17 protein-coding genes are annotated in these 20,468 nt (G+C 51.6%); 4 read left to right on the forward strand and 13 right to left on the reverse strand.

The genetic code is table 11. The features are described from left to right. Window positions 1-28 precede the first annotated feature (28 nt). The 7 genes from BLX24_RS25835 to BLX24_RS25865 form a co-directional block, all read right to left on the reverse strand. Window positions 29-820 (reverse strand): 3-keto-disaccharide hydrolase, encoded by a 792-nt coding sequence (locus tag BLX24_RS25835; RefSeq protein ID WP_143092813.1) that lies wholly within the window; start codon window positions 818-820, stop codon window positions 29-31. A gap of 20 nt (window positions 821-840) precedes the next feature. Further along, window positions 841-1,983, reverse strand: coding sequence for a DEAD/DEAH box helicase (locus BLX24_RS25840; protein ID WP_071506121.1), 1,143 nt, complete (start codon window positions 1,981-1,983; stop codon window positions 841-843). Window positions 1,984-2,070: 87 nt separating this feature from the next. Next, window positions 2,071-3,402, reverse strand: coding sequence for a DEAD/DEAH box helicase (locus BLX24_RS25845; RefSeq protein ID WP_071506122.1), 1,332 nt, complete (start codon window positions 3,400-3,402; stop codon window positions 2,071-2,073). Between the two features lie 93 nt (window positions 3,403-3,495). Then, window positions 3,496-3,924 (reverse strand): putative toxin-antitoxin system toxin component, PIN family, encoded by a 429-nt coding sequence (locus BLX24_RS25850; RefSeq protein ID WP_071506123.1) that lies wholly within the window; start codon window positions 3,922-3,924, stop codon window positions 3,496-3,498. Then, the gene (locus BLX24_RS25855) at window positions 3,924-4,136 is read right to left on the reverse strand and encodes a DUF8507 family protein (protein WP_071506124.1); all 213 of its coding nucleotides are present in this window, start codon (window positions 4,134-4,136) and stop codon (window positions 3,924-3,926) included. The genes BLX24_RS25850 and BLX24_RS25855 overlap by 1 nt, the downstream gene beginning before the upstream one ends. A gap of 139 nt (window positions 4,137-4,275) precedes the next feature. Continuing rightward, on the reverse strand, window positions 4,276-4,590 hold the full coding sequence (locus tag BLX24_RS25860) for a hypothetical protein (protein ID WP_071506125.1): 315 nt from the start codon (window positions 4,588-4,590) through the stop codon (window positions 4,276-4,278). A 121-nt stretch (window positions 4,591-4,711) separates the two neighbouring features. Beyond that, window positions 4,712-7,084, reverse strand: coding sequence for a right-handed parallel beta-helix repeat-containing protein (locus BLX24_RS25865; protein WP_071506126.1), 2,373 nt, complete (start codon window positions 7,082-7,084; stop codon window positions 4,712-4,714). Window positions 7,085-7,305: 221 nt separating this feature from the next. Here BLX24_RS25865 and BLX24_RS25870 point away from each other — a divergent pair, with 221 nt between their 5' ends. After that, window positions 7,306-9,756: a TonB-dependent receptor gene (locus BLX24_RS25870; RefSeq protein ID WP_071506127.1), complete on the forward strand. Its 2,451-nt coding sequence runs from the start codon at window positions 7,306-7,308 to the stop codon at window positions 9,754-9,756. Between the two features lie 153 nt (window positions 9,757-9,909). Here the strand turns inward: BLX24_RS25870 and BLX24_RS25875 are convergent, their stop codons facing one another. Continuing rightward, on the reverse strand, window positions 9,910-10,410 hold the full coding sequence (locus tag BLX24_RS25875; protein ID WP_071506128.1) for an SRPBCC family protein: 501 nt from the start codon (window positions 10,408-10,410) through the stop codon (window positions 9,910-9,912). Continuing rightward, window positions 10,407-10,727 (reverse strand): ArsR/SmtB family transcription factor, encoded by a 321-nt coding sequence (locus tag BLX24_RS25880; protein WP_071506129.1) that lies wholly within the window; start codon window positions 10,725-10,727, stop codon window positions 10,407-10,409. The genes BLX24_RS25875 and BLX24_RS25880 overlap by 4 nt, the downstream gene beginning before the upstream one ends. A 149-nt stretch (window positions 10,728-10,876) precedes the next feature. On the opposite strand from BLX24_RS25880, the gene BLX24_RS25885 reads away from it, so the two are divergent. Both BLX24_RS25885 and BLX24_RS31830 read left to right on the forward strand, forming a co-directional pair. Further along, entirely contained in the window at window positions 10,877-12,016 is a 1,140-nt protein-coding gene (locus tag BLX24_RS25885) for a helix-turn-helix domain-containing protein (RefSeq protein WP_071506130.1), read from the forward strand. A gap of 102 nt (window positions 12,017-12,118) precedes the next feature. Then, the gene (locus BLX24_RS31830; protein ID WP_177225925.1) at window positions 12,119-15,025 is read left to right on the forward strand and encodes a M1 family metallopeptidase; all 2,907 of its coding nucleotides are present in this window, start codon (window positions 12,119-12,121) and stop codon (window positions 15,023-15,025) included. On the opposite strand, the gene BLX24_RS25895 is transcribed toward BLX24_RS31830, so the two are convergent. Further along, window positions 15,022-15,504 (reverse strand): hypothetical protein, encoded by a 483-nt coding sequence (locus tag BLX24_RS25895; RefSeq protein WP_071506131.1) that lies wholly within the window; start codon window positions 15,502-15,504, stop codon window positions 15,022-15,024. The genes BLX24_RS31830 and BLX24_RS25895 overlap by 4 nt on opposite strands. Window positions 15,505-15,882: 378 nt before the next feature. Continuing rightward, window positions 15,883-16,554 (reverse strand): hypothetical protein, encoded by a 672-nt coding sequence (locus BLX24_RS25900; protein ID WP_071506132.1) that lies wholly within the window; start codon window positions 16,552-16,554, stop codon window positions 15,883-15,885. A gap of 456 nt (window positions 16,555-17,010) precedes the next feature. On the opposite strand from BLX24_RS25900, the gene BLX24_RS25905 reads away from it, so the two are divergent. After that, on the forward strand, window positions 17,011-18,033 hold the full coding sequence (locus tag BLX24_RS25905) for an IS110 family RNA-guided transposase (RefSeq protein WP_071506133.1): 1,023 nt from the start codon (window positions 17,011-17,013) through the stop codon (window positions 18,031-18,033). A 50-nt stretch (window positions 18,034-18,083) separates the two neighbouring features. Here the strand turns inward: BLX24_RS25905 and BLX24_RS25910 are convergent, their stop codons facing one another. Both BLX24_RS25910 and BLX24_RS25915 read right to left on the reverse strand, forming a co-directional pair. Next, window positions 18,084-19,088: a phospholipase D-like domain-containing protein gene (locus tag BLX24_RS25910; protein WP_071506134.1), complete on the reverse strand. Its 1,005-nt coding sequence runs from the start codon at window positions 19,086-19,088 to the stop codon at window positions 18,084-18,086. A 378-nt stretch (window positions 19,089-19,466) separates the two neighbouring features. Beyond that, the gene (locus BLX24_RS25915) at window positions 19,467-20,462 is read right to left on the reverse strand and encodes a hypothetical protein (RefSeq protein WP_071506135.1); all 996 of its coding nucleotides are present in this window, start codon (window positions 20,460-20,462) and stop codon (window positions 19,467-19,469) included. Between the last annotated feature and the right edge of the window lie 6 nt (window positions 20,463-20,468).

Genomic DNA, 20,468 nt, shown 5'->3' on the forward strand with positions numbered 1-20,468 from the left:
ATTTATACCCCTGTGACGTATACGCTGTTTACTTTGAAAAATCGGTATTGGCCGCCTTCAGATCAAGGGGTTTGATCCAGATATTGCGGTACAGCACATCGTGCCCCTCAGCCTGTAGTTTCAGCCCGCCGGGAGTGTCAGTAATCCCCTTGCCTCCGTCATTACCGCCGTCAATTCCTGAGTTAGGCCCACCCCATACCTGACTGATGGGCTGGTTTTTATGGACCTTTTTGCCGTTGAAATACATCGTCACCTGTGCGTTTTCGACCCGCTTGCCATCTTTAAACCGGGCGGCGCGGAACACAATATCGTAGGCATTCCACTTGCCGACGCCATTGTAGGCATAATACGGCGACGGCGTTTCGTTGATCACCGCTCCCAGGCCGTGCGAGGTGGTATCGCCGTCGAGCACCTGAATTTCGTAGCGGTTCTGGAGATAGACCCCGCTGTTCCCGCCGGGTTTGCTGATGTAGAATTCAATGTGCAGCCGGAAATCGCGGAAGGCTTCCTTCGTCACGATGTCGGCTGCACCGTATTTTCCGCCCGCAGCCGCCGGGTCGTTGGTATTCATCACCGTCCCGGCACCCGCAGGGTCTTTTTCAATTTTCCATTTGATGGGCAACGACGCCGCCAGCCGGGGGCCCTCCCAGTACGTCCATTTTTCGTCCAGCATCCTGCGGCTGCCGTCAAATAAGACCTCAGCATCTTTAGGCGCTTTCGCTCCGACACCGATCTGTGCCTGCACCGATAAACTGAATCCGGCCGATACCAGCGCAAGGGCCAGGCCCCGCCATACGCGTTGAGTTGTGTGTTCCATCATGGTTAGTTTTCCCTAAAAGCTCACTCGCCGGTCAAATCTAACCCTTCTGACTCGCGGATTTCGACCCGCTTGCCCATCTTTTTCTGAATAATCTTAAAGTGGTGTTCGTCTTCCGGACAAATCAGGGTAATAGCATCGCCTTCGGCACCGGCCCGGCCCGTCCGGCCAATGCGGTGTACATAATCTTTCGGCGAACGCGGCAGCTCGTAGTTGATCACAAACGGAAGCTCCTGAATATCAATCCCCCGCGACAATAAATCGGTCGATACCAGCACCGTAGCCTTCCCGTCTTTGAACTGTTGCAGCGCCTCCAGCCGTGTGGTCTGCGCCTTATCGCCATGGATGCCAATGGCCTTAATGCCATTCTTATTCAGCTTACCCACCACGTTATCGGCCGTGCGCGTCGACGAGACAAATACCAATACCTGGCTCATATTCTGCGACTTAATCAGGTACCGCAGAAACGGTCCTTTGCGCTCCGGCGCAATCCGGTAAGCCACCTGCCGGATGGTTTCCAGATCAGGGGCGGTTTCGGTTACGTCGATCCGAAGCGGGCTTTTCAGGATATTCGCCTGTATTTTATCGACTGCATCGCCCAGCGTTGCCGAGAAGAGCAGGGTCTGGCGTTTGGTCGGCAACAGCTCAAAAATCTGCTGCATTTCTTCTTCGAAACCCAGATTCAGCATCTTATCGGCTTCGTCCAGCACCAGCATCTCTATCGCCGATAAGCGCAGGGCGTTTGAGGATACCAGATCCAGCAAACGGCCGGGCGTGGCCACCACAATTTCTGTATTTTGCAGCGCAATCATCTGCGGATTAATCGACACACCTCCGTATACGGCCAGCGTCTTCACTTTCCGTGGCAGACCGGCGCTGAACGTCTGAAACACCTCCGCAACCTGCACCGCCAGTTCGCGGGTCGGCACGAGTACAAGGGCCTTGACAAACCGGTTCCGGCCGATGCGTTCGCCCTGAAAATATTCCAGAATGGGCAACACGAAGCTGGCCGTTTTGCCGGAGCCTGTCTGCGCAATGCCTAAAATGTCCCTGCCCCGCAAAATGGCCGGAATCGCCTGTTCCTGAATCGGATACGGATTCGCATACTGTTGTCCCTCAACGGCCTTCAGCAACGGCCGGGATAAACCAAGTGATGAAAATGACATAGGTAAAAGAGCAACCGCCTGACTACCGGTCCGTGACAAGTGACCCATAGTCAGGCAGTTTGTTAATCAGCCCGTTGGCTGCGGTAATTAATTATTCGGTCTGGTTTTACGAATGGGCCGGCCATACTTTTTCATCATTTCTTCGGCATGGTTCCGGCGTACGTTTACCTTTTTATTTTTGGCAATTTTTTCGTGAAAAGCCCCGCCCCCGTCTTCGGGTCGTGCTACTTTCAGCTTCGGCATTTTCATCTGCACCTTTTCCATCTCGCCCGGCAGGAGCACGTCCGAAATGTCCAGGTCGTCGGGCAGCGGCGTGATCGGAATCTGGTAGTTCATCAGGGCTTCAATAGCGGCCTGCTCTTCTTCTTCGCGCGCCGTGATCAGGCTGATGGCGATCCCCTTCCGGTCGGCACGGCCTGTCCGGCCAATGCGGTGGATATAGCTTTCGGGCTGTTCGGGCAAGTCGAAGTTGATCACATGCGTCACCTCCGCCACGTCAATCCCCCGTGCGATTACATCCGTCGCGATCAGCACCCGATACGTACCTTCGTGAAACTGGCGGACACTGGCAAACCGGTGCTGCTGGGCCTTGTTGGAGTGAATAACCCCCACCCGCTCCGGATACAGCGCCGACAGCCGGTCATAGAGCTGATCGGCCAGTTGCTTAGTCGAGACGAAGACCAGCACTTTGGTCATTTCGTCGTAGGTTTTCAGCAGCCATTGCAACAGATTGATTTTGGTATTGAAGTTAGGCACTTCGTAGCCGGTCTGCGCAATATTGTCGAGTGGCGTACCGGCCGGCGCAGCTTCCACCCGGACCGGGTTCGCAAAGTAGGTGTCGAGCAGCGCTTCTACCTCACTGGTCAGCGTCGCCGAAAACAGCAGGTTCTGGCGTTTGGCGGGCATAAGGTCAAACAGACGGGTAATCTGCGGCCGGAAGCCCAGGTTCAGCATTTCGTCGACCTCGTCGATCACAACCCGCTTCAGGGCTTTCAGTTTAAGGGAACCGTTCAGGGCCAGGTCAAACAAGCGGCCGGGCGTCCCGACCACTACATCGGCACCGGCCTGTAATTCAGCCTGCTGCGGTTTCATATTCACGCCGCCATATACCCCGACTGCCGTCAGGTTCATGTAGGTACTGAGTTTTTGGATGGATTCGACCACCTGCGTCACCAGTTCGCGCGTGGGCACCAGAATCAGCATTTGGGGCAGGCGGTCTTTCGAAAACTGATGCAGGCGCAGCATCGGTAAGAGGTACGCAAAGGTTTTGCCGGTACCGGTCTGCGCGATGCCACATACGTCCCGCCCCGACATCACGACCGAAAACACGTTCCGCTGAATGGTGGTGGGGGTTGTATAGCCCAGGTCATTCAGGGCGTTGAGCAGGGGTTTATTAAGATTTAACTCCTCGAAGGTCATGTTCGTAAGCAATTGAGCCTGCAAAGGTAACCTTTTTTTATAGAGGAAAATTCGGCACAACAGATTACAGACTGACTAATAGGGAATTAAGTTCTAACCGGCAGTATTTTTACGGAAATCAAAAAGTTCTAAAAATTCTGTAAGCCCGATAATAGTAACGTGTGGAAAATCAATCGGCTTCAAAACATTGAAGTGATTATCATTGGTAACCACATAATCTACTCCACCGGCTATTGCCACATCTACAAATTTATTATCATCGGCATCCTGCTCAATCAACTGCCATTTGTAATAAGCTTCCTGAAATGAAACATTTGGCGCCACCATTAAAATAGTCAGCACAAGTCTGGCAGTTGATGCAGAGTATATGTCGGTCAGCTTTTCTTCATATTCTGTCAGAATTTCATTGCTGACATACCATTCAAACTTTTCTTCCTCAAATAGCTCATATAGCCTATACCAGACACTTTTCGGGGATATAGATGCCAGTAAACAGTTTGTATCAATAACAGCTTTAAGCATCAGGAGTCCACATTCAGCATTGCATCAAAGTCATCCCGGGTAAATTGCTTCTGTTCAACTACCTTTTCAACTTCTTTGTGCAAAAGTGATGAATAGTGTTTGACCAGAACACGCTTTAGTTCCAATACCTGATCATCCGTCATGCCCTTATCAAACATTCTCAGCAAACTGATTTGCAGCGAATTAAGTCCTCCCTGTGCTACCTGTCCCATTCTCTTAATTAACTATACTGTTCAAGAAACAACCACGCAGCCCGTTCAGTTGCCGCAGCGACAGCATAACGGGGCGGGTAATCATTCCTTAAAGATAACGATTTTGCTGTACTCCGGAAACAAAGCGACCGGCCTGTCGTTACGGTTTTTCCTTCCGCAACGAATCCTTTTTGGCGGTCCCGATCGGAATCGCGACACCAAAACCGCGCGGATCACTCAGCGGCTCGATCCGGATACCGCGTTTTCCTTTTCGTTTCCGGCGGACGGGGCGTTCCGGCTGCGTCCGGGTCGATGACTGCAACATCGTACCGGGAGCCGAAATCGGGGAATCAATGCCAGGGGTCATAATCGGCGGATTGGCCGGCGCCGGAGCGGGGCGCGCCGTATCCCGCTGCCCGTAACAAATAAATGAGGCACTTGCCAACCAAATCGAAATCACTACCGCACGTCGCATACCACATCAGTTAGTTGGGTGGAACTTCACGTACCTAACACCCGCCAGCGGCCTACTGTTTGGTCAATAAATAAAAAAGGGCTGCGCACGCACAGCCCTTTTTTATCCTACCGGCAACCGCCTATTGTTTCAGCAAACGCCCCTGCAAATGCCCCTTGCTGGTCAGTACCATGTACAGATACAGGCCCGTTGGCCAGTCACGGGTGGTCAGCGTGTGCGTCGTGGCCGTACCGGGTAGCTGCACGTTCCGGACTAGTTTACCCTGCAACGAATACACCTCAATCTCGCGGATGTAGGCCCCTTCCGGCACACGGATCGTCACCTGATCCTGCGCCGGCATAGGATAGGCCTGTGTTTCCCATGCCGTGGTTCCGGCCGAAAGACCGGCCGCTTCACGCGCACCCTGCGGCACAAACTCAAAGGCCCCGATGTCGTAACCGGCTCCCTGCGGACGGGCCACATCCAGCTGGGCAACCGTTACGCCCCACTGCGCCGCATTGGCCCCGGCATCAATCAGCGGGGAGCCGGGCAGTAAGGCAAAGTTTGCGTTGGCCGGATCGGCAAAACCAGCCGCCGACGTAGCGGCCACGGTGTAGTTATTGAGCATCGTGGCCGTTGCTCCCTGCTGGAAGGCAAATGGTTTGCCGACATAGCCGTTGCTGGCCGCTGGTCCACTGGTTCCGTAATTGGTAATCGCGTTGTTCGCAATCGTGTTGCTATTGATCTGGTTATACATCCGGATACCGTCGCGACCGCAACCGGTAATGGTGTTGTTGATCAGTTGTACGTACGTGTTGGGCAGGGAGCCCGTCCGCTCGTCGCAGAAAACCCCGTCGCCGCCTGCCTGACTGATCACGTTGTTGAACAGCCGGTTATTTCCCCAGTGACCAACCACGATAATGCCCATCCCCGAGGCGTTCAGAATGGTGTTGTTGTAGCAATCGCCGCCGGCACCGCCCCCTACCTGCAACCCGTTGTTCTGGTAGCTGGCAAACGGCGAAATACCCGTGTCTTTCATCCAGTTGTGATGCACTTTCGCGTCGGGCGCACAACCGTACTGCAAACCTTCGGCCCCGCTCCGTTCGATGCGGTTGTTGTAGATTTCCAGGCCGTAGATCAGGTGCGGGTATACCTGCTTCGTTATGCCGTTGCAGGTCACTGTCATACCATCGCCGAAAAACGAGTTACCGATATACAACCCCTCACCACCTACATCGTGTATGTAATTGTCGTGGACCTTCACGTTATACATCGTAAAGTTCGACCGCCAGGTAGCCGAATCACACCCCGGGTCGGTTTTGACCATAATGCCGGCAAAACCGGCTTTCGCCACCTCCACGTGGTCAATCTCGACATCGGAACTCAGGTCGCCGACCGCAATGCCCATATTGCCACTGGTGTTCAGGTTATTCAGTTTGAAGCCATACGGATAAGCGGCATCTCCCGTACCGCTCAGGGCAATATAGCGGCTGTTTTTCACCTGCACCGTGCTGGCGGCCGCACTGGATTGCACCAGTACCTGGCCACCGCAGTTCACAAACCGGATCGGCTGCGTTGGCGAACCCTCAAAGTTGGCCAGGGTGATGTTGTCGTACAGTCCCGACTGCACACAGACCTTTTTGCCCGGGGCGACTTCGAGCAGCCAGTTGTTGTAGGTACCCGCTTTGGTGATGGTATAATCGCAGCCACAAGCTGCCGACCCGCCTACCTGCCAGCCCGCCGGTACCGCGCCCAGGTTGTTATACAACATGGTGTTGTCGTGTACACTGGCATCGGGCGCATTATTCACCCACAAGGCAGCGCTGCCCGTGCGCTCGATGCGATTGTTGTATACCTGCATGCCATACGTCTGCGCCGGATACACTACTTTACTCACGCCATTGCAGGTGATTGTCCGTCCGGTAGCCATGGTGTAGCCACTACCCAGAAACATGCCCGGGCCACTGGTATGGTGTACGTAATTATCATGAATTTTAACGTTGTAAATCGTGAAGTTAGGGTAGTTGGCGGTGGTATCGCAGGCGGGGTCAGTTTTCATAAAAAAGCCCGCATACCCGGCTTTGGCCACCTCGACCCGCTCCACTTCGTAGTTTGAGCTCATGCCACTGACCGACACCGCCGCCACGCCCGACTTTGATCTGTCGATTTTAAAGCCGTAGGGGATCGCACTGTCGCCCGAACCACTCACAATAATGTGTTTACAATCCTGAATCTCAAGCCCTGCATAATTACTGGTTTCGGAGCCGAGGCTGACCAGCCCGCCGCAGTTCACAATCCGGATGGGATTGGCAGCCGTCCCGACGAAGCCCACCAGGCGGATACCATCGTAACGCCCGGCCTGGATGCAGACCGTCTGTCCGGGCTGCACTTTTAGTTTTGAGTTCTGGTACATCCCACCGGCGCTGATGGTTACGGCACAGTTGCAGGATGTCTGGGCCATGCTGTTCAGGCTGAACAGACAGAGCCATACGAAGATAAGATAGAGATGTTTCAACGGTGTTAATGGTTTACGTAGTCAATAAACGGATTGGCGCGGTAAAGATACTGATCAACAGAATATTCATATGAGAACTATCTCTTTGTTTACATAAAAATCAGTTCAGGACCGGGCTTTTGTAAGCGGCTCAGCTTTGTATGAGCAAAAACAAGTGCCAGATTTAGAGTAAAACACTGCTAAGCTTCCTTTTTCAAAGAAAGCATGTACTTACTTCCCTGATGAAACAATCCTTTACCTTGCTATCTTTCCGATTACCGGTTTCTGCTTCAGGCTGGCTGTTGCTGCTCTTCACGTTTTTTGTGCATACGGCGCAGGCACAGGAGGGCGGCAAGCTGAAAGTAAAAGGCAAAATCGTTGACGCACAGACCAACGCCCCGCTGGGGTTTGCCAGCGTACGGCTGTTTAAACAGGCCGACAGCTCGTTTGTCACCGGCGGCATCACGACCGAATCCGGCGATTTTTCAATAGATGCCCCCGCCGGGAGCTATTACGCCCTGCTGGAGTTTATCGGCTACAAACCCACCAAAACCGCCGGTTTTCAGCTCACCAAAGCCAATGCACCCCATAATTTCGGTAACCTCAAACTGGCCGGTTCGTCGAAAACCCTCGACGAGGTGGTGGTGCAGGGCGAAAAAAGCACCATGGAGCTCGCCCTCGACAAAAAGATTTTCAACGTCGGGAAAGACCTTGCCAACGCGGGCGGCACGGCGGTCGATATTCTGAGCAATGTCCCGTCGGTGGCGGTCGATGTGGAGGGGAATGTCAGTCTGCGGGGCAGCAACAGCGTCCGGATTCTGATCGACGGCAAACCCTCGGGGCTCGTCAGCATTAAGGGCGGCAGCGGGTTGCAGCAGTTGCAGGGCAGCGCCATCGAACGCATCGAAATCATCACCAACCCGTCGGCCCGCTACGAAGCCGAGGGCATGGGCGGGATCATCAACATCATCCTGAAAAAAGAGCAGAAGCAGGGCTTCAACGGCTCGTTCGACATCATTACGGGCTATCCGACCAACTACGGGGCCGCTGCCAACGTGAACTACCGCCGGAAAAACCTGAATTTCTTCGTCAACTACACCGCGTCGTTCCGCAATACGCCCGGCCGTGGTTCGCTGTATCAGGAAGTGTATGACGGCGACACGACCCGGATTTACCAGCAAACCTCGACCAGCAAGCTCAAAGGCATGAACAACAGCGCCCGCGCCGGGATCGATTATTTTTTCAACCCGAAAAACGTACTGACCGGCGCCTATACGTGGCGGATCAGCAAGGGCAAACGCTACACCGACCTGCGCTACCTCGATTACATCAATAGCCTGAACAACCTGCAAACCATCACCAACCGGACCCAGGACGAAACCGAAACGGAACCCAACTCGGAATATGCCATCACCTACAAACGGTCGTTTACCCGCGAGGGCCACGAGCTGACCGCCGATGTTCGTTACCTCGATAACTGGGAAAGCTCCGATCAGTATTTCGGTCAGCAAATCTATTCGCCCACCAACAAACCGATTTCCAGTCAGTTGCAGCGCTCGCTCAACGACGAGACCGAAAAGCAGTTTCTGGTGCAGGTAGATTATGTGCAGCCGTTTGCGGTAAAAGGTAAATTCGAGGCCGGTCTCCGCAGCAGCACCCGCAACATGACCAACGATTATACCGTAACGCAGCAACGCGCCGACGGGAGCTGGTTTCCGTTGCCGGGCCTGACCAACGATTTTTTGTATGAAGAACGGATCAATGCGCTCTATGGGATTGTGGGCAATAAAAGCGGCAAGCTCTCCTATCAGGCGGGTTTACGGGCCGAGTGGACGGGCGTAACCACCACCCTGAAGCAGACGAATGAGGTGAATCCACGAAATTACGCCAACCTGTTTCCGAGCGTTCACGCGACGTATGACCTGCCCCGTCAGCATGCGTTGCAGGTGAGTTACAGCCGTCGGGTACGGCGGCCGCAATACAATGATCTGAGCCCGTTTATGACCTTCAGCGATGCCCGGAATTTCTGGAGCGGCAACCCCGACCTGAACCCGGAATTTACCAACGCGTTTGAAATCGGCCACATTAAGTACGTTGAAAAAGGCTCGGTCAGCTCGTCGCTGTATTACCGGCATACCAACGGCAAAATCATCCGGATCCGGCGGGTAGATGAGTTGGGCAACTCGACAACCCGCCCCGAAAACCTGGCCACCGAAAATTCGTACGGGGCCGAGTTTACCGCTTCGTATACCCCCTACAAATGGTGGAAAATCGACGGTAGCATGAATTTTTTCCGCGCCATCACCAACGGCAGCAACCTCGACGTGAGCTACCAGAGCGATACCTACAGCTGGTTTACCCGTGCCACCACACGGTTTACGTTCTGGAAAAACACCGACCTACAGCTGCGCGGCAACTACGAAGCCCCGCAGAAAACGCCGCAGGGCCGCCGGAAGTCCATTGCCACGCTCGACCTGGCGATCAGTAAAGACATTCTGAACAACAACGCCACGCTGACGCTCAACGTCATCGACGTGTTTAACTCCCGCCGGTTCCGGTCGATCACGGAGGGGGATAATTTCTATACCTACGGCAGCTCCCAGGGTCGTCTGCGGCAGATCAACCTGACGTTTAACTACCGCCTGCGCCAGGCCAAGAAAAAGGCCAAAGACGTGGGTGAAGGTGAGTTTTAAACTATCCGAAAAAAGGCCGGTGCAGTACCGGCCTTTTTCGGATGCAGGTATTACAAATACTAAGAAAGCAATCAGGCAGAATCAGATCCCGCCAGAAAACAAACTATTGTATTTCAGAGACTTGTTCACTCAATCGCTCATTCACTAATTCGCTCAGTTAAGCTCCTGCAGCAACTCGTCCAGATTGCTCAGGCCCATCGTAAAGCCTCCCTTAAAGCCCATTTGCAGGATGGTTTCCATTGCCTGTTGGCTTTCGTAACGGATCGTGATCGAAACGGTTGTCGTGCCGTCTTCTTCTGTGAAAACATTGGTCCAGTGGGAGCGCGAGAAGTCGGGATTCAGGTTACCCTCTTCGTCGCTGAACCCGTTCAGGGCGCTGAAGCGTTGCTGCGGCTCAATCTCCTGATACGACACCATGCCCCAGTGCTTCTCGTTCTGCGGCGACACCATGGCATACAGCCAGTGCCCGCCTTCCGTGAAGCTCATGGATTTGGTTTCGGCGCGATACGGTTTCGGTGCCCACCAACGTTCGAGCAGTTCGGCGGTGGTCCAGGCCTGCCACACCAGATCGCGGCCGGCCGCAAACGAGCGGGTTACATACATGGCGTTGTTTTCCTTGTCGACGACAAAGTCGAAAAGCAGGTTTGTGTTCATTTTGTATTTTGTTTAAGGGTTGCTAATACATCATCGAGCTGGCTGAACCGCGTTTCCCAGATGCTCCGGTACTGCGCCAGCCACTGATCTACTTCCTTTAGTTTTTCCACCTCAAGGTGATAGTAAATTTCCCGCCCCTGCTGCTGCGACCTGACCAGATCGCATTCGGTCAGAATCTGCAAATGTTTCGACACCGCCTGCCGGGTCGTATCAAAATGTTCGGCAATGGCATTGGGCGTCATCGCCTGTAGCGCAATCAGCGCAATAATGGCCCGGCGCGTCGGATCGGCTATGGCCTGAAAAACATCTCTTCTCATACAATTGCCTTATGCAACCATTTGATTGCAAATATATAGGCAACTATTCGGTTGCACAAACTTTTGGCAGAATTTTTCTGCCACACGGGTAACCTGATTGACATTCTCCGTTATTCCGTTTACCTTATTCATTCACAAGCACTGTCGTTATGAACATTTCTTTTCCTGACCTCCTTCTGCTTTTCGGAACGCTGCAAGGGTTTATTCTGGCTACGCTGCTGTGGAGCAGCCGGTCGGGAAACCGGCTGGCAAACCGGTTGCTGGGGACAGTGGTAGGCTTGCTGGGGCTAGCCTGTCTGGCGGTGGGCATTCCGGTTACGAACAGTTGGGTCAGCCTGATGCTCGATTTGCTGCCTCTGATTGTGATCATGCCGATGGGTCCGCTGATCTGGTTCTATACCCGCTCGCTTTTAGACCCTGATTTCCGGCTGAGCCAACGGGAAAAGCGGCATTTCTGGCCCGTAATTATCGACTGCGGCAGTAAACTCGCGGGTTGGGGATTTATCCTTGGCGCCCTGCTTGGGGTGATCGACTATAGCCACCGCGAGGCCGTCGCGTGGTTCATGGACGAATACAACGTCTATGCTGACATTCCGCGCTGGCTGTCGGTAACGACCTATGTCATTCTGACCTATCGGTGGCTACAGCAGTATGCCCGCAACCACCCACAGCAGCAGCAGGCCCATGTCCGCTGGCTGCGTCAGTTTATGCTTGCGTTTCTGGCGTTTCAGGGCCTGTGGCTCATGCACCTGATTCCGTACATCATACCCGCCACACGTAACGCCCTGCTTGATGCGTGGGGCTGGTATCCGCTCTACATTCCGATTGCCGTCATGATTTACTGGCTGGGCCTGCGCGGATACCTGCATACCCGTAGCCAGCCCGCCGAAGCACCGGTCGTAGCCACCCCGCCAAAGGTAACCGCCAAACCCTTGCCCGAAGCACAGGCCAACGAGGTTGCCGAATGCCTGTCCCGGGCAATGTACACCGACCAGCTGTTTCTGGACCCCGAACTAACCCTGGATAAAGTCAGCCGCCACGTACAGTTGCCTGCCAAAACCATTTCGGCCGTCCTGAACCAGCACCTGGGCAAAAGCTTCAACCAGTTCGTGAACGAATACCGCATCGACGCGTTCAAGCACAAACTGACCGATCCCGCCCACAGCCACTTAACACTGACCGGCCTTGCTTTCGAATGCGGGTTCAACTCGCAGGCCACCTTTCAGCGGACGTTTAAACAGCTAACCGGCGCTACCCCCGGCGCCTATCTACAGCAGCAAACCGCCTGAAAACAGGGCAAATCCGGATTTAAGAGCGCTCAAATCCGGATTTGAGTAGCCTGCCACCCGATTTTGGGCGTGTTTTGGCAAAAAACAACGCTAATGACCGCCATGCGTCTACGCCTGATCTGTTCTCTGTGGCTTTGCTTATGGGCCACCTTCTATGCTACCGGCCTCCGCGCCCAAACCGGTATCACCACGTTTTCGGGCATTGTCCTGAGCGACGACCGGGGTGAGCCCATCCCGTTTGCCAGCCTGCTGGTAAAAGGCAAAAACCTCGGCACGGTCTCCAACGAAAAGGGGGCTTTTATCCTTAAACTTCCGGCCGGTCAGGGTGCCGGTGAGCTGGTCGTTTCGTCGGTCGGGTATGTCTCGCAGACCCTGCCGCCCGACCGCATCGGCAAGTCGCCCGTTACGATCCGGCTGAAACTCGCCACGATTGCCTTGCAGGAAGTGCAGGTGAAAGCGCAGCGGAAAAGTGCGGCCGACATCCTGCGCGAGGCCGTTGCCGCCATCCCCCGCAACTACGACACCACGGCCGTGGCGCTTACGGCCTTTTACCGCGAAGACACGCGGTTCGACAATCGCCCGGCGCGGTATAACGAAGCGGTGTTGTCGGTTTATAAATCGGCCAACAACCAGCCGGCGGGCAAGGATCAGCTCCGGCTCATTAAAGGACGCAAACGGAACATTGACCCGAAAGCCCACAACATGCCGGACTTTATCAACCTCAGCAACGGGGCCCGCAGCTCGCTGTACGGCGATTTTGTGAAGCTCATTCACGACAAGCGGAACACCTTCAACGAGCGGAATTATAAATACTACCTGTTCTCGGTTCAGGTGCTGACCGGCGACCGGATGCTGTACGTCATCGACATTAAACCCAATCCCAAACGACGCAAGGGCTACGTGACCGGCAAGGTCTATATCGACGCCGAAACCCTGGCGTTTGTCCGGAGCGACCTGCGGCTGACCGATCAGGGGCTGGATCACGAGAATAACGACAACTGGCTGATGAAAAAGATGGCGTCGATGATGACCCACCTGCAATTCACGATGTCCGGTTTCAGCGAAATGACCACCTACCGGCAAAACCCGGCCGACGGGCGCTGGTATCTGGGCAATGTCGAACGCCGGTATGAAGCCCTGATTAACAGCAAGCAACGCAACCTGACCGACAAAAAATGGCAGGTCGCCACCAGCTTTACCGTTACGGATGTCGGGCCGAAGGGGATTGAGCCGTTTGCGGAAGGCGACATTACCGGAACCCGCAACCCGATGAGCTGGATTGTCGGCGATCAGAACGATCCGGCGTTCTGGGAGCAGTACAACATCCAGCAGGCGCTTTCGGCCGACACTCTCCCGCCCCCCCAACCGGCGACACCGGCCGCCTCACCGGCACCCGCCGCCCCTAGACAACGCTTAGGCAACCGACAGAACGGATTCGGACGGGCCGATACGCTGCGGGGCAAGCTGACACCCCTGCGGAGCAGCTACGATGTGTTGTTCTATGATCTGGCGGTCAGCGTAGATATTGCGACGAAGTCAATTGCGGGGCGCAACCGCATCCGGTTCAGGGTGCTGACGCCAATCGATAAACTCCAGCTCGATCTGTACGCCAACATGGCCATCGGGCAGATTACGTACAAGGGCCGGCCGCTGGCGTATACCCGTGAGCATAACGCCGTATTTATCAGCTTTCCGGAAACCCTGCCGCCCGGCAGTCAGCAAGAAATTGAGGTGGACTATTCGGGAACGCCGCAGGAGGCCGACCGCACTCAGCCAATGGTCGGCGGTTTTCTGTGGCAGCAGGACCGCGACGGCAATCCGTGGGTACAGGTCGTTTGTCAGGGGTCGGGGGCCAGTTTGTGGTGGCCCAACAAAGACCACCTGTCCGACAAACCCGACAGCATGCGGATTCGGGCAACGGTGCCGGCGGGACTGATCAATATCTCCAACGGGCGACTGCGCGGCACAACCAACCTGCCCGGCAACCGGACCGAATACGACTGGTATGTCAGCTACCCGATCAACAACTACAACGTCACGCTCAACATCGGAAAATATGCCCACTGGCGGGATTACTACGTCAGCGGCGACACCCTGACGCTCGATTACTACGCCATGCCCTACAACCGCCAACCGTTTGCCTGGGTGTTTGACGGGACAAAACAAATGCTGGCCACCCTGGAGAAACACTACGGCCCCTACCCCTTCCCGCGCGACGGCTTTACGCTGATGGAATCGCTCCACGCGATGGAGCACCAGAGTGCCGTTTCGTTCGGGCCGCTTCCCGCCGGTCGCGCCGACAGCCTGTCGGCCACCGACTCCCTGCGCATCCGGCAGCTGGTCTGGCACGAAGCCTCGCACGAATGGTGGGGCAACAACGTGAGTTGCAGCGATCTGGCCGATATGTGGATACACGAAGCCTTTGCGACCTATTCAGAAGGATATTGCCTCGAAACAATCCTCGGCAACGATGCGGAGCTCGCCTATATCGCCTCGCTCCCGCCGCAGGTGATCGGCAAGGAGCCGGTAGCGGGTGTGCCCGACGTGAACCACATCCATTACGACATCGGCGACATGTATACCAAAGGGAGCCTGATGCTGTATACGTTCCGGCACGCCCTGGCCAACGACAGCCTGTGGGCGCGCCTGCTGACCGGCATTCAGCAGCATTTCCGCCAGCAGACGATCCGTACGCAGGACCTGGTCCGGTATATCAATACCGTGACCCGCACCGATTACAGCTGGTTCTTTGACCAGTACCTGCACCATGTCGGCCTGCCACGGCTCCAGCTTCAATTGCAGGAACAGGCCGACGCGCTGGTTGTACGCTACCGGTGGGCCGCCGACGTGCCGGGGTTCCGCATGCCGGTGTCGGTCACCCGACGGCCGGGGCATTACGGACTGATCCGGCCCACGACGGCATGGCAGACAATGACCCTCCCGCAGATGGCCGAAGATGATTTTGCGGTGGATACCACCCGCTTTTACGTCAAGGTAGAGGAGCTTTAACGGGCGTCCAGATACGTCCGCACGGCCAGCAGCAGGGCATCGGGCTGTTGGGTGCCGATCATCAGGCGGCTGCCGTTTTTCTTCCGGATCAGCAGCCCCTGATTGCCTTTGGCATTGTAGACGGTGCCGTAGGTGCCGGTAAACCGGATGCCGTAGCCGATGAAGCGGCTGTAGGTTTCGAGCCGTACATCCTGAATCTCGTCCCACCGGAGTTGGGTGCGCCAGAGCGGCCGGTAGCTGATCCGGATGCCACGTTCATCGACCGTGGTTCTGAGCGTCAGCAGGCGGAAGAACCCGAGCAGGCCAAGGGGCAGTAAAGCAGAAAGGAGCAACCCCGCATCCGACATCGGTTTATCGCCGAACGGTTCGCCCAGCCCGATCTGCTGCACAATGCCCCAGACCCAGATACCGGCCACGCCGCTCAGCATCAGCCACAGCCACCATTGGGTCATGCGTTGTGTTTCGTGGAAGGGTTTCATGAGTAGTAAAGGTAAGAGAATAGGAGTAATGGGCAAGTGTGGAGGCATTCAGGCCAGTAAACCTTGACCTTTCATGTTACGTTTTATTCCCTTTTTTCACAACCCCAAACGTCAGGTTGAGGCATCGCAGTAAGCTTCGGCTATTGGCCTGGTCCGACTATAGGCAAGGCCCCGACGTGCCATGTTCCTGCTGCAGTATCATGATCCGGCCGGTTTTAGGAGGACTTACCCCCTATTCTCCAGGCTGAAGCATGGAGTTAATGCGTGTAGCCCCCCCCCCGTAGATTGTTTTGCGACAAGCCTGCTTTCAGGTTGGAAGTTTTTTGAACGCGGATGCTAACAGCCTCATGTATGCCTAACGCCTGTTAGCTGTTTTTTTTAATAGATTCCTCTTGCCTTCAAGACTGTTTGTTGCTTGAGGGTAAACAGATCATCAACATAGTTACCGTATATAGCTGTTGCACGCCCGTTTTTTATTTTATAATAGGGTTCCGGATACAGTCTTTTTCTGTCTTCGCTTGTTAAGTTATCGACGGGATATGATACCTTCTTTTTAAATAGAATCCGTTCCGGTTTTACGGTAATACTATCGGTAAAAGGGTGATTATAGCCTACGGATGAATACGGACTTGCCCACTTACCGTTTTTAGTCCTGTACAAACTGTAGAACTGATATTTTTCATGGTATAATGCCCCGTTGTATGTTGAGACGAATAATAAAACAGTTTGATATCGGGAGAACGCCGGTGTTCCATAATGGTCAAAAACAAAAAACACTATTGTATCGGCCTTATATGATCCGTGAACCATCTGCAGTATTTTATACTTTGCTACATAGCGGCTGTCCATACTTATGGAAAAATCCTTAACGTAACTGGTATCATTGCCTGTTATCCATGTCACTACCCGAGGGGGTTTCTTTTCCTCCGGTGAATACGTAACCTCAATTTTTTTGCCAACAAAAACCAGTAAACTGTCTTTTCGATCCTGTCCAAAAACCGAAGTCAGTGCAATAAAGATGGTCAGTGTGGTTATTATTATCGATTTCATTTAGTCATATTTGATAGTATACATTATTTAATATCTGCATAAAACCCTTTATTTTTCGGTTCCTAAAGAGTGATTTTTAGTAAAAGGACTGCGGCGGCGGACTGCTCCCACCCGTAAATTGTTTTGTGACAGGCCAGCTTTCGGGCCGGAGGCCCTTTTCGATATTACTCACTCGCCACAGACGAGCGAGAGCCCTTAGTTTTGCATTGTTGTACAAAACCAGGAAGAACGGTATCTTGTGCAATATGGATGCATCCTAAGCGAAAGCAGGGGCCGACCTATGAGTGAGATCAGGCAAACACCTATTCTTCGATTCAGGCCCCCTGCTTTCTTCACTGAGCCAATCGCCATATAGCTATTGAGGTACCCCATAGGGGCAGACCTATTATCAGGGTTTTAGCGTCCACTCAGCTTGCTTAGGTATCCGGTTTCTCCATGTTAAACTTACTTACTCTGATGACTACCGACAAGCCCACTTACCAATTCTTTGTTGGCATTGATGTCAGTAAAGCGACGCTGGATGCCACCCTCATCGACCAACAGGCCCACAAAATTGCGTATCAGCAGTTCGCTAACTCGCCTCAGGGCATGATTGGCCTCTCCCAATGGGTCAGCCAACACCTGCCCCAATCCTCGTTGCGGTCGGTGCTCTATTGTATGGAGCATACCGGCCTCTACAGCCGCAATCTGATGCACTATCTGGTCGACCAGCAAGCCCATGTCTGGCTGGAACACCCCCTACAGATCAATCAGTCGATGGGCCTGCAGCGAGGTAAAACAGACAAGGCCGACAGCTATCGGATCGCCCGCTATGCCCATCACTTTGCCACACAGGCCCGTTGTCTGAAAAGCTATGATCCGGCCCTGGAAACGCTTCAGGACCTGCTGACAGCCCGTAACCGGCACCTGCTGGCTCTCAATCAGTTGAAAACTGCTTATCAGGAACTGCTTCAACTCGCACCCACTTCGGCCAATCTGCTCAGCACGGCTCAGCAACAGGCTCAGGCCGGCCTGCTGGAGAGCCTGAAGCTCATTCAGGAGCAGATCCGGCTCTGGGTCAACCGCCACCATCACCTTTGGCAGCAGGCTCAACTGGCCCAATCCATCAAAGGCTTAGGGCAATACACCGTCCTGTGGCTGATGGTCTACACCCGCAATTTCGATGCGGAGTTTTCGGCCCGACGCATTGCTGCTCTGGTAGGCGTAGCGCCCTATCGCCACCAAAGCGGCAGTAGCGTACAGAAGGGAACTCATACCTCGCAATTTGCTCACCTCAAGCTGAAAGCCCTGCTGCATATGGCGGCCCTGAACGCCATTCGCTTTAATGAACCCCTCAAAGCCTATTATCAGCGCAAAGTGGCTGAAGGTAAAGCCAAAATGCTGGTCATTAACAACGTCCGTAACAAGCTATTACATCAGTTGGTGGCGGTTATCCGGCAGGGTAAGCCCGACCAAATGACCGCCATGCCCAAGGCTTAAAAAATTGCACTTAAACCCTTGACTTTATCATAGCTATCGAAAGAATTAAATTATTTCCCTTTTACTATTTCAGTTTTTATTTTCAAAAATTGATTTGCAAATTTTTTAGCTTCAAGTCGGTTTTCAATAATTGAAATAGTTTCATTATTATATTGAGCTTTATTTGTCCAGTTATATGAGCCATGAATAATTTTCTCTAAGTCAATTACACAAAACTTGTTGTGCATTAATTTACTAAATTTATCATTCACTGGAGCCAAAAACACTTCAAAGTGACTTTTCAGTTTTTCCTTTAATACGGAATTAATTTCATCATCATTCAATATAATTTGAACATTCAGTCCTTCCTTTACTTTTTTGTATAATAGATTCGCTAGATCCCTGTCGGTAAACCAAGCAACAGCAATCCAAATAGTGTATTTTGCCTTATTTATCTCTCTCAAAATAAAATCTTTAATATTCTCAAATTCTGAAATTACTTCTAATTTATCTAAATCGAAGTATTGCAAAACAAGATTATCTAATTTACTCTCTGGGTATTTTCCTATCATTTTCCTGCCTATTTCAAGAATTTGCAAATTGTCCAAATAAGATATTCGTTTATAAATATAGTTTCGCTTACTTCTAAAAGCTTCTTCTGTTGTACCCTCTTCAAGACCATAACCTGTACAAATTGTAGGCAAGTTATTTGCAGATTCTTGTGCTAAATTATCTATTATCACTTCTAATATTTTTTTCACTTCTTTAGATGATATAGAAACACGCTCTCTTAAATTATCTACATCGTTTATGTAGTCGATAACGGTTTGCAAATCTGCTTTTAGGTCATATGCTTCAGTTATATATTCAGGATTTAAATCAATTGACTCTAACATTCTAATAAGCCTTAAATCATCTAATCTTTTCAAAGATGCTACAAACCTTTTTGCCAAATCTTTATAGGAGTATAAATAAGCGGTCTGCATATCAGGGTCATCACTTGGCGAGCATTTGCCGAGTGGGAATTTTTCTAACTCTTCTGCAAGTGTATTTATTCTCTCTAAAAGTTTCGACATTCCTTAAGTTTCAATTTTACCTTTTCCCGTTATCGCTCGCGTTCCGCGAGTATTTTTTATCGAGAAGGACGTCCCGCCCATAGATTGTCTTGTGATAAGCCGATTTTTGGGCCAGAGGCCCTTCTCGATATTTCTCACTCGCGAAACGCGAGCGAGAGCGGGGTTAATGCGTATAGCCCCCCCCCGTAAATTGTTTTGCGACAAGACAGCTTTCGGGCTGGAGGCCCTCCTATATATTGCTCACACGCGATATGTGAGTGATAACGGGAAAATTAGAAGTAAAAATATTCAATTTAGCACAAATGTACAATAGAATTCCAAATGCTCAACTCAGTACTTCTGCCCCCATTTTTGCAACCCTTGTTGCATGCTATTTTGTTACTTGATATCATAAAGTTTTTTGATTTTTTCAAGTCCTTTTTCACGCTCTTCAATAATATATTTTTGGTCTATTGTTTCCCATTTTCCATTTGTAAAAAAAGAATACAATTTTGTTACATTAAAGGCCATGCTTTCAAAAATGCCTCTCAAATTACCTTTTAAATCGCTGTCTTTATATTCATCAGTTCGTGCCTCATTTTCGTCAAGCTGGTTTAAGGCTGATATTATTTGCTTTAAAAGATTCTCAGTCTTCTCTTGTCCCCAATTTGCATTGTCAAATGGCATTGACATATTTTTTGCAACAACATTTCGGGATTTTATTTTGTCAATGACTGCTGCAAGATATTTTCTTATTAATCCAATTGTGTCAAAAAGAAATTCAGGTTCTTTTATATAAAAATCGCCTTTGATTTTATCAAACTCAAGTCTGTTGTCATTTAGTATATTTTTGTAAAGTTCCTGTTTCTCAATCGGAATAGATTTATCCTTTATAATGTTAGAATCATTGTGAGCGATACAATTTCTTAATTTCTGTATTTGAGTAATCTTTTGCCATTCTAATTTCGTATCGTCTAAATTAATTTCTGCAACAATTTCTAAATATCGTCTACTTTTTTCAATATAATTATTCCCTGCTAAATCTTTTACTCTCACCTTTGAAAATCCTTTACGGCTGTCAAGATCACAAAGTTTTTTTAACCAATTCTCAAACTGTCCATAAAGAGTTAGCAATAAAGGATTATAGGTGTAAATGGGAAATACTTTGAAATATTTATGAATGTCATCTTCAAAGAATGAATTAACATCATACTCTGCATCTTCTTCAACTTTCTTATTAGCATTCTCATAATCTTTTTCAAGCTTTTTTTGTTTTTGCCTTAATTCACATGAAATTTCATTTATATAATCTTCGACTTCTTTAAGCTCCATTTCAATGAGATTTTGAAATACCAAGAATATTGAAGTTTCTTTAAATTGTCTACGTTCTATCATCAGTAG

This window comes from Arsenicibacter rosenii, assembly GCF_001870735.1.
Lineage (GTDB): Bacteria > Bacteroidota > Bacteroidia > Cytophagales > Spirosomataceae > Arsenicibacter > Arsenicibacter rosenii.

What these genes read in the sequence shown, in the direction of transcription:
- BLX24_RS25835 (WP_143092813.1), bottom strand. Translation starts at nt 820, where the DNA reads ATGATGGAACACACAACTCAACGCGTATGGCGGGGCCTGGCCCTTGCG.
- BLX24_RS25840 (WP_071506121.1), bottom strand. Translation starts at nt 1,983, where the DNA reads ATGTCATTTTCATCACTTGGTTTATCCCGGCCGTTGCTGAAGGCCGTT.
- BLX24_RS25845 (WP_071506122.1), bottom strand. Translation starts at nt 3,402, where the DNA reads ATGACCTTCGAGGAGTTAAATCTTAATAAACCCCTGCTCAACGCCCTG.
- BLX24_RS25850 (WP_071506123.1), bottom strand. Translation starts at nt 3,924, where the DNA reads ATGCTTAAAGCTGTTATTGATACAAACTGTTTACTGGCATCTATATCC.
- BLX24_RS25855 (WP_071506124.1), bottom strand. Translation starts at nt 4,136, where the DNA reads ATGGGACAGGTAGCACAGGGAGGACTTAATTCGCTGCAAATCAGTTTG.
- BLX24_RS25860 (WP_071506125.1), bottom strand. Translation starts at nt 4,590, where the DNA reads ATGCGACGTGCGGTAGTGATTTCGATTTGGTTGGCAAGTGCCTCATTT.
- BLX24_RS25870 (WP_071506127.1), top strand. Translation starts at nt 7,306, where the DNA reads ATGAAACAATCCTTTACCTTGCTATCTTTCCGATTACCGGTTTCTGCT.
- BLX24_RS25875 (WP_071506128.1), bottom strand. Translation starts at nt 10,410, where the DNA reads ATGAACACAAACCTGCTTTTCGACTTTGTCGTCGACAAGGAAAACAAC.
- BLX24_RS25880 (WP_071506129.1), bottom strand. Translation starts at nt 10,727, where the DNA reads ATGAGAAGAGATGTTTTTCAGGCCATAGCCGATCCGACGCGCCGGGCC.
- BLX24_RS25885 (WP_071506130.1), top strand. Translation starts at nt 10,877, where the DNA reads ATGAACATTTCTTTTCCTGACCTCCTTCTGCTTTTCGGAACGCTGCAA.
- BLX24_RS31830 (WP_177225925.1), top strand. Translation starts at nt 12,119, where the DNA reads ATGCGTCTACGCCTGATCTGTTCTCTGTGGCTTTGCTTATGGGCCACC.
- BLX24_RS25895 (WP_071506131.1), bottom strand. Translation starts at nt 15,504, where the DNA reads ATGAAACCCTTCCACGAAACACAACGCATGACCCAATGGTGGCTGTGG.
- BLX24_RS25900 (WP_071506132.1), bottom strand. Translation starts at nt 16,554, where the DNA reads ATGAAATCGATAATAATAACCACACTGACCATCTTTATTGCACTGACT.
- BLX24_RS25905 (WP_071506133.1), top strand. Translation starts at nt 17,011, where the DNA reads ATGACTACCGACAAGCCCACTTACCAATTCTTTGTTGGCATTGATGTC.
- BLX24_RS25910 (WP_071506134.1), bottom strand. Translation starts at nt 19,088, where the DNA reads ATGTCGAAACTTTTAGAGAGAATAAATACACTTGCAGAAGAGTTAGAA.
- BLX24_RS25915 (WP_071506135.1), bottom strand. Translation starts at nt 20,462, where the DNA reads ATGATAGAACGTAGACAATTTAAAGAAACTTCAATATTCTTGGTATTT.